Origin of the sequence: Microvenator marinus, from assembly GCF_007993755.1 — a bacterium.
GTDB lineage: Bacteria > Myxococcota_A > Bradymonadia > Bradymonadales > Bradymonadaceae > Allomicrovenator > Allomicrovenator marinus.
This window is the reverse complement of record NZ_CP042467.1, coordinates 3,721,100-3,734,852: the sequence shown is the minus strand read 5'-3', so window position 1 is coordinate 3,734,852 and position 13,753 is coordinate 3,721,100. Positions and strand designations below refer to the sequence as shown.

Annotated in this window: 10 protein-coding genes; 3 read left to right on the top strand and 7 right to left on the bottom strand. The window is 56.0% G+C overall.

The features are described from left to right. Positions 1–12: 12 nt before the first annotated feature. From FRD01_RS15290 to FRD01_RS15270, 5 genes are read right to left on the bottom strand one after another with little or no spacing between them, the layout of a single operon-like run. On the bottom strand, positions 13–696 hold the full coding sequence (locus FRD01_RS15290) for a DUF4276 family protein (RefSeq protein ID WP_146961121.1): 684 nt from the start codon (positions 694–696) through the stop codon (positions 13–15). Beyond that, entirely contained in the window at positions 689–1,819 is a 1,131-nt protein-coding gene (locus tag FRD01_RS15285) for an AAA family ATPase (protein ID WP_146961119.1), read from the bottom strand. Before FRD01_RS15285 ends, FRD01_RS15290 begins: the two co-directional genes overlap by 8 nt. Positions 1,820–1,861: 42 nt before the next feature. Beyond that, on the bottom strand, positions 1,862–2,827 hold the full coding sequence (locus tag FRD01_RS15280) for an alpha/beta hydrolase (protein WP_146961117.1): 966 nt from the start codon (positions 2,825–2,827) through the stop codon (positions 1,862–1,864). 2 nt (positions 2,828–2,829) lie between these two features. Next, positions 2,830–3,270, bottom strand: a complete 441-nt coding sequence (locus FRD01_RS15275) for a hypothetical protein (RefSeq protein WP_146961115.1) — start codon at positions 3,268–3,270, stop codon at positions 2,830–2,832. Continuing rightward, the gene (locus FRD01_RS15270; protein WP_283808647.1) at positions 3,267–5,612 is read right to left on the bottom strand and encodes a protein kinase domain-containing protein; all 2,346 of its coding nucleotides are present in this window, start codon (positions 5,610–5,612) and stop codon (positions 3,267–3,269) included. Before FRD01_RS15270 ends, FRD01_RS15275 begins: the two co-directional genes overlap by 4 nt. A 251-nt stretch (positions 5,613–5,863) precedes the next feature. Here FRD01_RS15270 and FRD01_RS15265 point away from each other — a divergent pair, with 251 nt between their 5' ends. Genes FRD01_RS15265 through FRD01_RS15255 form a run of 3 tightly spaced genes read left to right on the top strand, consistent with a single transcriptional unit; the run spans position 5,864 to position 9,216 of the window. Next, positions 5,864–7,393 (top strand): tetratricopeptide repeat protein, encoded by a 1,530-nt coding sequence (locus FRD01_RS15265; RefSeq protein ID WP_146961111.1) that lies wholly within the window; start codon positions 5,864–5,866, stop codon positions 7,391–7,393. Continuing rightward, positions 7,390–8,499 (top strand): hypothetical protein, encoded by a 1,110-nt coding sequence (locus FRD01_RS15260; RefSeq protein ID WP_146961109.1) that lies wholly within the window; start codon positions 7,390–7,392, stop codon positions 8,497–8,499. The genes FRD01_RS15265 and FRD01_RS15260 overlap by 4 nt, the downstream gene beginning before the upstream one ends. Before the next feature lie 3 nt (positions 8,500–8,502). Beyond that, the gene (locus FRD01_RS15255; protein WP_146961107.1) at positions 8,503–9,216 is read left to right on the top strand and encodes an ABC transporter ATP-binding protein; all 714 of its coding nucleotides are present in this window, start codon (positions 8,503–8,505) and stop codon (positions 9,214–9,216) included. Here FRD01_RS15255 and FRD01_RS15250 read toward each other — a convergent pair. Both FRD01_RS15250 and FRD01_RS15245 read right to left on the bottom strand, forming a co-directional pair. After that, positions 9,213–11,390, bottom strand: coding sequence for a PPC domain-containing protein (locus FRD01_RS15250; RefSeq protein ID WP_146961105.1), 2,178 nt, complete (start codon positions 11,388–11,390; stop codon positions 9,213–9,215). The genes FRD01_RS15255 and FRD01_RS15250 overlap by 4 nt on opposite strands. 2 nt (positions 11,391–11,392) lie before the next feature. After that, a complete protein-coding gene (locus FRD01_RS15245; RefSeq protein WP_146961103.1) occupies positions 11,393–13,636 on the bottom strand; it encodes a PPC domain-containing protein in 2,244 nt (747 codons plus the stop codon). Positions 13,637–13,753: the final 117 nt, after the last annotated feature.

Below are 13,753 nucleotides of genomic sequence, written 5' to 3'. Positions count from 1 at the left end.
GATGTACAGTGGTCAAGGCGGATTTGTACTTAGCAACTCCAACCTTTCAACCCATGCGCTAAAGAGCGGACACGACTCGCGCATTCGCTCTAGGCCAACCTCCTTGGCAATGGCGATACCGGTGGTCGTCTTTTTGAACCTCGGCGACAATTTCCTGAGACGGTGGCTTGGTGAGGTGTTCGGTGAGTCATTGATTGCCTCTGCCTCACCGCATTCTTCCAGTATTGAAGACACAACTTCGAGAGTGACACCGATCTCACTAGCCAAGACCTCAGGCGCGCTGAAATACAAGGCTTCAAATTCATGCATCGACACATAGGGTATAAATCGCGAACCACGGGTGTATTCTGAGAAGAGTTGTTCGACTTCGGTCAGAGTCGCCTTGTTGATGGTTTCGGCTTTCGCTCCAGGGTCGGACTTCTGTCTAGCCTCCTGGAGGCCGGGCCAATCACTTCGAATGCCGTAGTAATCCACCATCAAGGTCACCCATGTATCCCCGCGTTGCTTGAGATGGAGTCCAATATCATTCTTCGCCCGAGCGAATTTTACATCCCCTCCCTTCTGACCAGGTTTATCGAGTATGATCGGGGTCAGGAATACATTCTTGCGTGCTATGTAAGGGCCTAAGAGTTCTTTGACGAATAGTTGTTCTGTTGGACCTTCAACAATGACGATGACTTCGGCAAAGTCACTCATGATTTGTCCCCGCCTTGATTACGTTCTTCGTCCAGAGCTCGCCCACCGAATAGTTGTCCAACCATTTGTCAAAGTCTTCTAACTCGAGTCTTTGAAACGTGGATTGACCGCCTTCCCGATTAACCACGACGATATCCTCGATGGAGAATTGATCGATCAAGAGTGGAGACTGAGTCGCGACGATGAGTTGAGTTCGATTGGAGGCATCACGAATGAGTTCGCCCAGTATTCTAATGGCTTCAGGATGCAGACCAAGTTCGGGCTCATCTATCACTATGGTGGAGGGTGGTTTCGGCTGGAGCAGCGCCGTAACAAGACATATGAAGCGCAGAGAACCATCCGATAAATGATAAGGCTGCATCGGAAAGTCAGAGCCCTTTTGGCTCCAGGTGAGCTTCGTCTTTTCGGCTTCGCCCTGCTTAACGATGTCCAGCAAGAAATCGTCAAAAAATGGCAAAACCAGCCGAATAGCATTCAGGATCTCTTGGTAATGCGTATGGTGTGCCGAACGCAGTTCTCTCAAGAATGGTGCGATATTCGAGGCATCGTGTCGCAGAACTTGGTTATCTTCAACAATCTCTGAGCGCCGCATCGGCGAGAGTGGTCCAGTATCGTGAAAATGATAGACCACCCAGCTGGAGATCGATTCGTAGACAAAATACCCTACGCCTTTCCCCTCTCCAGAATGAACGGCTTCGTTGCGCATTTCGCGAAGTCGGCTCTCTTGCGACGGGCTTCCATACGAACGCCACGCGCCATCCGAAAGATGCCGACGGTATTCTTCGACTAAAAAGGTCTCGCTCACGGTAGGGGTAAGTTGACACTTGTAGAAGTTGGAGCCTTCACTTGCGGGGCTTCCCGATTCAAACTCCAACTCCAAGTAGATTTCTTCGGTGTGCTTGGGACCGTTGTGGAGAAAACTATCCGCCCCTCCATTTCCACCGATAAATTTTTGAAATCCTTCTAGAGTCATGGACCGAAGCATCTGAAACACTTGCACCAGATTGCTTTTACCTGCGCCGTTCGCCCCGATCACAACATTCAGATTCGCGAGTTTGAGTCCCTCTAGATTGCGGATGGATTTGAAGCCGCGAATGGTGATCGATTTGACTGCTCCCTTCATCTCTCAATCTCCACGGTGCGACGTCCAGAACCCGTTGTACAATTACTTGCGGCGCAACTCAAGCCACTGGCTCAATGGCTCAAAGACCCGTTCTGGAGCTTCGTTGTTGATGAAGAGGTCAGCGTGCGCAAACCAATTGCGCTCGTCTCCTACGCGCAGAATATCTACAGGACCAGCAATCGCGTCTTTGACCGATAAGGCGGCTGCCGGAGGCACCACGCCGTCCGCATTTGCGATTACACAAAGCGTGGGAAGGTCTACAGACGCTAGCCCTTGGGTGATGTTGAGGCCCGCAACCTTGAGGTCTTTGGCGTTGACCCAGTGCGCGATCTGCTTGTTCAGGTAGGGCACGGGATCATCCACAGTTTTCACCAATTCCGAGGCGCGGCTCAAATCGATGAAGTCTGTGTTCATGTAGATATCAAGCGCTTTTGGAATGCGCTTTGCCAGAGGAAGAATTGCACGTGCAGCACGTCGTGTGCCACGCACATCCACAATTCCGGCCAACCCAGGCGACCTGAAGGCCAATTTAACCAAGGGATGCGCCGAATCCCAACGCAACGGGCCTCCCATAGCCGTCAAGGACGCCAACCCATGCGAATCCGCGTGATGCGCGAGGTAGGTGTAGAGGAAGGTCGCCCCCAAACTGCAGCCCACCGCGTGTGGCGCCTTTAACTCCGCCCGCTGATGACGCGCCACGTAATCAAAGACGGCCGGCAAATCCACAAGCGAGAGCTCCTTGAAGCCGTAATCTCGTTTGCCACCGGTGGACTTCGAGCCACCTTGGCCGCGCAGGTTTGCGGTCCAAACCTCAAAGCCCTTCTCCACCAAGAACTCCACAAACGAAGGCCTCGTCGGGTGGTAGCTCAGGATGAACGTGTTCATCGCGTAGCCGGGAATCATGATCACGGGATTTAGCGCAGGATTAAGGGTGTCCGGGTCGTAGAACTGCTTGAGCTCAAGCAACCAACCCTGCCCATTCGACTCGTAATGAAGCCGTTGACGCATGCTCAAAACCGAACGCTCAGGACCGGACCCGACGCTGGCTCGAACTCGCCCACTTTAAGCCCGCGCCTCAGCTCGGCGTTAAAATCCATCACGGCCAGGTTGGCGGTGATCCCCGAGCCCAGATAGGCCCCGCCCATGCCGATGCCGCCCCAGAGCATGATGTCCGACTGGTCGGTCACGACGCCATAAGCAAAAATCGTGGTGCCGAAGACCATGACCATCCCAAAGATGCCCCCCATGAGGTAGTTCTCGGCGTAGAAGTTTCCGAGCCCCGGGAAGACTGCAGTCCAAAGAGTGGCCGCGACATGAGATTTCTTGTTCGATTCGTAGATTTGCCGGCGATGCTCGGGACCAAATACTTCTTGCTTTTCCTGAGCCGCCAGAGGCGCCAGCGGAGCCAAAGTCAGGCCTAATGCCATCGCCACGGTCAAGGGTTGATTCACTTGGGAAGTTCCTGAGACTCGGTATCCTCAAAGGTCAGATGCTCGACCTGATGAAGCAGATACACCACGCGCAGGACGAGTTCGTGTTGATTCTCGGGCAGCTTGGAGCACAGCCCCTGCAGATGTTGCCCGGATTCAAACATATTGATCACGCGCATCGCTTTGGTGGGTAACCTCAGCTTATCGAGGTCAACCGGCGATGCGTCACGCACGTGAAGCGCAGTGTTCATGCGGCGGTGATAGAGCTCACGCAATAGCGTTACCGGCATGCGCTCAAGGCAACCATCCGCCACGGTAGAGTACGCATCGATCCCGAGCGGATAGCCGTGCGTATCGGGCTGTTGGTTCTCATAATATCCCCAATAACCCTCGGGCCACGTGAAGATATCCAGAATCTTCTCACGCATCTGGTCCGAGAGGTGCCTGAAGATTTCATGTGCTGGAATGGCCCCAATCGCCACGAGAGCGTCTCCGAGGCGCCCACCCCACTCACTGAGACGGGCGAGCCCTTCTTCGAGCTGAGCTTGAGTGATAATGCGCCTGGAAAGCAGGAAGAATCCGAGCAATTCGGTCTCCTGGTTCGAATCAACCAAAACCGGTTCACCGGATTCGAAGTAGATCGATTTTTCTACGTCATTATGCGTGACGTGCAACCGGCCAGTCGCCTTGTTTCGATGCAACCGCGCGAAGATTCGAGCAAAAGACGTGGAGTCAAACTCGCCCTCGTAGCTCGCGTATTGCTTGCGCATCTCGGAGATAACCCGTTTGGCTTCCTCAGACGTTTGCAGGTCTGGCGCATCGGGTACGTCGAGCATGGGGCTTGAACCTGCACCAATCTCAGAAATATCCGAGGTTTCTGGCGAAGAGTTCAAGAGCTGCGCGATAGAATTGTTGCTATTGTCGCGCTGAGTATCTTCATCTCCAAGTTGTTTTGCCTGCGCTGTGCGTGGCTTATAGACACCAGCCCCTACTGGCACAGAGCGGGCAGCCTTGTTGACTGGACTCCTGACATGCGGTGCCAGGATCTCCATCTCTGCGGGCGCAATCCACTCACCGCCATCGATAGAGATTCGGTCCTTAACGGTAGGTGGCCGCTCCTTGACGAGCTTTAAGAGTTCAGACTCGGACATCGGGCCAAAAATTAGGCCGCCATCGTCTCGGTACCGGTACTTTGGCTGCGCGGGCGCCTGTGTCTCTGGAGCCCTGGCTGGCTCGGCCACGGCGGCGGCGAGGTCTTCCAAATCGTCGGTGTCAGGCTTGCGACTCTGCCTTTTAGGCGTTGAATGATTTGGCGGCGGCGTGAATCGGTCTTGCTCGGCGACCTGCGCGACCTGAGCGCGGGCGACTTGCTTTCGCCCTGATTCTTCCTCGGATTTGCGACGCTTCTTCTCTTTCTCGATCTCGTCGGCAAAAAGCCGGCGCATGAAGTTCGAGAGGTCGTTTCCGGAGACCTTGATGCGGTGTGAGTAACAGAAGTCCTGAAGGGCTTGATAGAACTCACCGGCGGTCTGAAAACGCTCCTCACGGTGTTTTGTGAGCGCCTTACGCACAATCTCTTCAAGGGCTTGAGGCATCGGGCCCGCCTTCTTCAGGCTCGCCTCAATATCCGCATCGCGTACCCGGAGCATCACGTCGAGATCTGAATTTCCGACAAAAAGCCGAGACATACTCAGGGCCTCGAAGAATACGATACCCGCCGAGAAGACGTCGCTCCGATGGTCGATCTCATCGCCCACGACCTGCTCGGGCGACATATATCCGACCTTACCTTTGAGCGTTCCGGACTCGGTGAGCGTGCGCTGGATGGCGGCCTTTGCCACCCCGAAGTCTCCGATCTTGACGTCTCCGGAGTACGAAATCAGCACGTTTGAGGGGCTCACGTCGCGGTGGATGATATTCAAGTCCTCGCCGTACGCGTCTTTGGCGCGATGCGCGAAGTCGAGACCCTTCAAGAACTCCATCGTGATGAACATCACGAGGTTCAGCGGGATCTTCATTTCGTGTTGCGCACAGCTTGCGAGCACGTCGAGCAAGTCCTTCCCGTGTACGAACTCCATCGCGATGTAGTACTGCGAGTCGAGCTCGCCCAAGTCGAAGACCTGCACGATATTCGCGTGGTAGAGCGACACCGCAATCTTCGCCTCGTTGATGAACATGGCCACAAACTCCTTGTCGTCGACAAGGTTGGGCAAAATCATCTTGATCGCGAATTCCTTCTCAAACCCCGCCGCACCGAAGGTCTTGGCACGATAGATCTCAGCCATACCCCCAGCGCCAATGCGCTCGAGTAGGGCATACCGACCAAATGTCGACCAAGCTAAATTCCGACTGTGTTCGACCACGCAGAGGCTCTCTTACTACCAAACAATTTCAAGGACCGAGCTTCTCCAACAGAAAAACACGGCTTTAGACGATCGACAAGAATTTTTTCGCCCAAAGACTATCACAAAATACGCACCGATAAACCACCTCGTCCAATTTGCGCTATTTTTCAACGGGATTGGCATCTTAAGTTGTTATTGTAACATTTTAACTTTTTTCGGCGTCTCCGGCTTCGCTAGACTTTCGCGGCACTTTGTGGTCTTTAGCCGCCATGAATGACACGCTTCAAAACTCCCTCGCTGCTTTACTCTCCAACGGTCTGGAGTCCCTCAAAACCTCGACGTACCGCGCACTTCGCAAAGACGATGTATCGGTCGCCCTCAAAGAGGCGAACGAAGAATACGCCAAAAAGGGCCCAAAAGACTTGGATTCAGCCCTGACCTACGCGCTGATCTTGATCTCTCGCGACCTGACCGAAGAGGCGATGAACATTCTGCGCAAGGTCGCGGAATTCCACGGTCACGAGCCCACAACTCAGCTTGCGCAGATCGACGCCTTGTTGGCTAAGGGTGACGATGAGGCCGCGCGTGCGCTCATGGAGGGCATGAGCCACGTGGTCTTCCAAGACACGAGGCACCTGGCCTATCTAGGCGACCTCTTTATGGATGCCGGCGAGGAGCTGCGCGCGTTTGAGATGTACATGAAGGCGCTCGATCAGGGGAGCACGGATGCCGAAGTCGCGAGCAAGGCTGCGCTCCTTTTGGGCGCTTCTGGACGCGCCGAGGAAGCCGCCGCCATGTACGAACGGGCCGCCGACTTCGACCCAGAGGACCCCGAACATTGGTTCTTGGCCGCGGAGTCTTGGATGGAGGTCGAAGAGTTCAAGTACGCGGCTGATGCCTATAAGCGCGTACTCAAGTTCGACGAGGAAAACCCTCGACTTTGGCTATTTTACGGCGTGGCATTGAGCGAGGCCGGCGAGCTTCACGAGGCCCTCAAAGCCTTTGATAAGGCGCGAAAGCTCGAGCCCGACGAAGCCGAGCACTGGCTGAACTGCGCACACCTCTTGATGGAACTCGGCGATATGGAAGCTGCCCGCCGCCACTACGAAAAGGCTGCCTTGATCAATCCGGAAGACCCGGAAGCGGTCAACGGCATGGTAGCCGCGGCATTCGAGCTCGGTGATGTTGAACTCGCCGAAACCCTCGCCAAGCGCGCCATTCTGATGGATCCGGAAAACCCAGATAGCGTCTATAACTTAGGCGTCATCCAGCTCGCGATGAACCACACGAAAGACGCCGAGGCCACGTTCAGGACTGCGATCACCATCGACCCTGATGACCCGCGCTATCTGAGCTCGTTGGCCATGGTCCTTCTCAGGAAATCCGAAGTCAGCGAAGCCTTGCAGATGGCCGAACAGGCGCACTCTCAGCCGGAGTTCGACGCCACGAGCGCGTTTGAGTTCACGCGTGACCTCATGCGTTTCGGCGGTGCTGACCACGTGCTTGGGTTTGTGGGCAAGGTCGCTACATTGGACCCTCGATGGGAGGCGATTCGACCGCTCTTCGAATATCTCGCGCTCGCGCTTCGTCGAAAGGAAGACGGCACGAAAGATAGGCTTCATGAGTTTATCGCTGCCATCAAGGAGATGCCGGAGCTCATCCCGATCGAATGGGATTTCGAAGAGATTGAACGCCTTGCGACGGGGCTAGAGTCAGGCGCGCGAGATGTGTTAGAAATGATGGTCGCAGTGCTCGAAGGGAGAAAAGAGCTGAGCCAATTGGAGTCAAAAGCCGCATGAAAAACTCAATCTTCCTCAGTTTGGCCGCCTTCGGCCTGCTCGGCTGCACCGAGCCCAATCCCGCCTTTAACCCGGACCCTCTATTGCCTGGCGAGTGCCGCGCAGGGAATCGGGCGGAGCAGTCCTTTGATGCGTATGAACGTCCTGAGAAGTTGGACGTCCTGATTGTGGTGGATAGTTCGGGTGATGTGGAGCGTATGCAGGACAAGTTCGCGCAAGCAGCACAGCCCTGGCTTGAGGACTTGAAGGCGCGGGGTCTGGACGTCTGGGCGGCAGTCACCACCACCGACCTGGACGGAAGGCCACTTGCGCCCGCTGGTGATAGTGCCGAAGGTTGTACCGGAAATACCACTCAGGTGGTCAAAAGCTCGAGCCCGAACTGGGCGCGAATCCTCGCGTGTAACGTGGCTCAGGGCTCAAGCGGTGACCCGTTTCAGCAATCGCTGCAAAAAGTTCGGACCGTGCTCGAGTCGGATATCGCAGGCGATACCTTCATTCGCGAAGACGCCCGTCTCTTGATTCTCGTGCTCTCGAATGAAGATGATTGTTCGCACGGTGGCATGCTTACCAACGCGGGCTCGGCACGGGAAGAGTGCTACGGCGCACGCGAGGGACTTCTGGATCTGGAAGAATTTGCCCAGACCTTTAGGGACGCAAAGTCGACCCCTGAGGGTGTGGCTTTTGTGGCGATCTCGGGCCCTCCTTCTGACTCGGAAACCGATGAGATTCGCCCCGTTTGCAACGCGAGCGTGGGTTCGGCCTATGGGGCTAACCGGCTATCGGACATGTCGATTTTGATGGGTGACCAGGGCTTCTTTACGAGTGTTTGTGTGGAGGATTTTGGCCCCACTTTGAACACCGTGACCGAGCGGCTGGGCGTGGCTAAGACCTTGAGCCTTTGCTCCGAGCGACCCATGGCGCATGAGCCTTTGGCAGTGAGCGCGGTGGACGAAGACGAAGAGCTTACGCCGATTCGGCTCGGTGCGGCGGGCTTTGTGTACCTCGGTGCGACTGACGAGTGCGAGAACGGGCTCTTGGAGTTTCAGACGTCTGCGCTGGTGGGTGCTGGAGCTCGGCGAATCGACGTGGAGTACTGTGTTGAGTAATAGATGCTAACCGCCCGAAAACTCACAGTTGAGCGCGGAGGAAAGACCATTCTCAGTGGTGTGGATTTCCAGGCAAGCGACGGCGAGATGATAGGTATTCTGGGACCATCCGGTTCCGGAAAATCCACGCTGCTCATGGCCCTGAACGGCTTTAGGCCCGCCACCGCCGGGCGCGTCACACTCGACGGCAAAGACTTCTACGAAAATTTCGAGACCTTCAAGAGTGATATCGGCTTTGTCCCTCAGGACGATATCGTTCCCGCGGCACTTCGCGTTGAGCGCACGTTGGGCTACGCCGCCGAGCTTCGGCTGCCAGACCTAGAGCCCGAGGCGAGGATCGCGAGGGTCAATATGGTGATGCGGATTCTGGGGCTTACGGAGTCCAAAGACACCCGCGTCTCGTCGCTTTCGGGCGGCCAACGAAAACGGGTAAGCGTTGGTGTTGAGCTCCTCTCCAAGCCGCGAATGCTCTTCGCAGACGAGCCCACGAGCGGACTCGATCCCGCGCTTGAGCGCTCGCTCACCGAGAACTTCCGGAAGCTCGCCGACGACGGCCATATGGTGATCGTGACCACCCATATCATGTCGTCCTTGAGTCTTTACGACAAACTATGCGTGGTAAATAAGGGGAAGCTCGCGTTTTTTGGCCCACCGGACCAAATCAAAACCCACTTTAAAGTCGATGATTTTATCGAGATCTACAACGTCTTGGCTTAGATCCCAAAAAGAACCGTCAGCTCCAACGAATACGTGACCGCTCCGCCGGATAGCACGCGGATATAGTGTTCTTCGTTGTTGAGTGGGAAGAGCGTGAACTTGAGCGCACCACCGCTCTCTACGGCAGTCCCGAGACGCCCAAACGTGTCCCAGACCTCCACGGTCAAATCGCTGGGCGCGCCTTCGGTGGCCGCGACCTCAATCTCAAAGGTCTCGGTGTTGTAGTCAATCACAGGGAAAGAGAACCAATCTTCGGCCGCCGCGCAAACCTTCAGTCCTTCGCTCAGCCCGTCGGCAATGAACTCGGCATCTCCCTGCGTGTCATTCGTGCCAATTCCACCGCCATCTGTGTCCACACAAACGCCAGAGGCATCCGAGCGCTCAAAGGTCATCGAATAGCGATTCGGGCGGTTTGAGTAGACCAAAATATGGTGCATCCCGGCTTCGGTAGTCACGTATTCGATAGACTCCTCGTCGCTCACACCTACGCTCCATGCGGCCGAGGGCGCAATCTTTCCGATGCTCGTCTGCGAAGGCCTGAAGAGTTTTAGGTCGATATCCCCAATCTCGTGGGAGAACGCCAAATCCACGTTGATCAACTCTCCTGCGTCGGCCTGAAACGAATAGACATCGAGGTCGTCCGACCGACAGATTTCGAGCCCAGTAAACGAGGCCGATGCGGTGGTAATTGGCGTGGCCGTCATAAGCGAGTCGTTCGGCTCGTACTGCGCATCGAGGCATTCCGTGGGGTTCATCATATCGCGCGTTTCGGCCACGATCTGGAACGGGATATTCGCCGCATTCTCATTGGCCTGAATCTCGATATAGAACTTGGTGGAAGCCCCAGGATTTGTGAGAAAAATGTCTGTAAACCCGCCACACGTGGCGGGCGTTGGTGCGGGCAAGAGCGTCCGGTTCACATCGTAGACCTGCACGGTGGGCGCCGCGCTGAGCGGGTAAACGAGGTAGAGCGTGGATTCCTGCCCTGTCCCGAGCGTGATTTCGTAGAAAAGCGTCTCACCCGCGCAAATGCGCTCGAGCTCCCAATCACCTCCGAGGTTCCTCGCGAGGTCGATGGTAGTGTTGAAGGGCGCAAAGGAATCACAGGCGTCGGTGCCTGGCGGATAGACGATGAAGCTATCGAAAAGGCTCGTTGGACCGCACAGATAGGCGCTCTGGTCGCCTTCTTCGGCGTCGTCATTGATGGCGCAAATCTCGTAGTAGATCTCCTGGCTTCCTTCGGTGAGCACAGGGTTTGGGATCACACCCACAAAGTCTTCGCCCGCTGGCATCATTTCGGAACTTTGCCAGGGTAGAGACCAATCATTCCACACGTCTTCTGTAGTCCAGTTGAGGACCAGTCGATCGTAGCCAGCCTCGCGACCAGACGCGGTGATACTGGCTTTGATGGCGTAATCTGAAGCGCCGAACTGCGCGGCGAGGCTCTGGTACTCCACCGCGCTTTCAAAGCGACATGTGGCGTCAAGCTCACGCGGCTCGGTGGTGTTCTGCGTCTCCTTCTTTAGGATGATAGAAACGGTTTGTTCTACGGGATCGTTTTGCGAGTCGTTGGCGATAAAGCGCACCGTGTGCACGCGGCGCTCGAGCTGCTCGGCACTAGGCTCCCATCCGAATCGGGCGCTGAACGGCCCCGTAGACGTAAGCTCCGCGCCAGCTGGCGCAAAACCGCTCGGCATCGCGATGGAAACACCCGAGCTATCGTCATCGCGGATCGTCACGTCAAAGACCACCGGACCACTTCCTGCATTGTGTAGAACCGAATTCGAGTTCGTGAATCGAGGAGCACCGCTGCCCGAACGAATATTGATTCGAACCACACGTTCGGTGCGCGCACCGAATTCATCTGTGGCCACAAACACAGCCGAGAGCGGCTGGCCATCTGGAGTGACGTCGCTCGCCACCGGGTCCCAGGTCATCACGGCAAAGGAACCCGAAGACTGAACAAGGGCGCGGTCGGGAAGGTTCTCAACACTGAACGTCACGGGTCCCTGTTCGGGGTCCTCACCCGACATCGTAATGCGGATGATATCGCCAAGCTCGTAGCTCACCTCACCGCTCACATCGAGCTCAAGCGTGGGCGGCGCGTTGACCGCACCTGGGTCGGTCCCACAGCCCAGCCCCAACAAAATCAAGAGAAGAATCAACCCGCGCATAATCACTCTCTTAGAATCGCGAGGGTGTACTCAACGTATTGGCTCGACTCGACTTTGTAGAGGAAGTCACCCAAGGATGACGGAGGATTGGGCGTATAATCCAAGGTGATTCCACTACCTACCACGGTACCCTCGGCCACCAGGGTTCCGGAGATATCGTAGACCGATACGGTCAAGTCGCTGAGGGCCGCGTCGCCGCCGTCCAAGGTCAACTCGGCGAGCACCGCGGCGCTCTTGAACTCTGTGCGGCGGTACCAATCGGGCTGGCCTGGGCACGCCTTACCAGAAATTTCTACAAACTCTCCGTTTGGAATGAGCGCTGCGGAAGTCTGAGTATGGTTACCATTGGTGCTGTACTGGTCGTCGTCGGTGCACGAAGGGCCTGCGCCGACCGAGACATTGAGCGTATAGGGCACCGCGGACTGATTGTTGTTGAAGACCAAGAGGTAGTAGTCCCCGGTTTCTGTGGCCTGGTGCTCGAGCGTCTCCTCGTTTCCAAACGAGAACGTGAACGCCACACCGGACCCAGACACGCTGATTTCACCAGCCTGAGACGGCGCAAAGAGCGTCATATCGAGGTTTCCTTGAGAGTTTTGGAACTGGTTGTTGAAGGTCACGGTTTGCCCTGCCGTCAGGCCAATCTTGTAGATATCGATATCCTGCGCGGTGCAGATTTCGGCAGATACGGTCTGTCCATCGGTCAGAGCGGTTGCGTTCCCTGCGGTTTCGTTCGGCTCGTTTGCGGCGTCTGAACACTCAGAACCCGAGCCGGAGTCGATGAGCAGGGCCCGCACGGCGTAGTTATGATTATCTCCGCCGTTGACCCTGATGAAGAAGGTGGTTTGTGCGCCATCTTCAGGCACTGCGGCCTCGATTCCACTCAGACCGGTACACGTGCTCTTTTCGGTCTCGATGCTCGACTGAGCCGCATCAAACGCCTGAACCTGGACGTCCGAATTCTGATTGTACACCGCGGCCACAAGGTAGCGCTCGCCCGGACGTACCGTCAGCGTATGGTAGTCGTCGTTCCCGGAGCACGTCCGGAAGAAATTAAAGCCCGTTGTGGAGATCGGAGTGGCGTTCTCAAAATCATCGTTGCCCGCGCCCACAAGGTCTCCGCCGTCATCAATGCACTCCGCCTCTTCGTCAGGATGGTAGGCCACAAACGAGTGGTAGAGGTTATAATCCCCGGTACTTGGTACGCATCGTACTGCCTCTGAATCCGAGGAATCCACGTCGATGGCGCAAATTGTGTAGGAAACGGAGACCGAACCACCCTGAGGAATCACGTCGGCCTGGTTGCCAATTCGAGCGAAGAACTGGGTCCCTTCGTCCTCCATCAGAATTCCTTCGAATCCATCTCTCGGGTCGTCGGAGTCCGAGTACGGGTCGCCGAGCGTCCAATAGAGATAAACTTCGTCATATCTTGAACGTGCCGCCTGCGACAGTGTTGCCGTAAACTCATAATCATTAAACCCGCGCTGAGGTCCAATCGGTGAGTGCGTGATAATCTCCTCACCGGGGCAACTCAGGTCAATTTGATCCGGCTGCAAGTTGACATTTGTAGGTGAACGCACCACCACGGTGAGTTTGAACGGGACTTGGCTTTGCAGGTCGTCAGCCACAAAGTTGATGGAGTGCACGCGCTTCTTAAGCTGTTCGGCGTCTGGTTGCCAGGTCAGAGTACCCTCGAAAGGTCCGTTCTGCGTGAAGGACGCCCCAAAGGGCGCGCTAGCCTCGTCCATCACGATTTCTACTTCGGTGGAATCGTCGTCACGAACGCGCAGATCCACGACCACGGGCTTGCCGATTCGCGGGTCGTATAGAACAGAAGAGTTCGTCAGGAATCGAGGGACCCCGTTACCAGGGACGATATTGACGTTCACGGTTTTCTCGGTGACCTGCCCCGCATCGTCTCGAACGATGAAAATCAGACGCAGCGGGTCGGTACCCGTGACGTCGCTCGCGAGCGGCGCCCAATCAAAACGGGCGCCCGTCGCGCTCTTGAGAAATTGCGCGGAGCTCAGTGTCCATGCGCCTTCGGGGCGTGCCTCGTAATCAAAGGTGAGCGCGCCACCCTCAGGGTCGTTGGCGCTAATTTCGATCGAGAGCGTCTCACCCACGATCACCTGAACCTCTGAGCTCACGTTGAGCACGACTACCGGCGGTTGGTTATTGCCGCTATCCGCCGAGCAGGCGCCGAATAGAGCCACACCCAAAAACAGAATTATTGCTCGCCAATTCATTATCTTTTGCCTTTTGATTCTTTTGCGCCCTCGGGCACACCATGGGGTATATCGTCGAAAACGCTATCAGATGTTTCGGGTGCAAGCCAACTTCTACAAGTCGACTAATGATCTCGA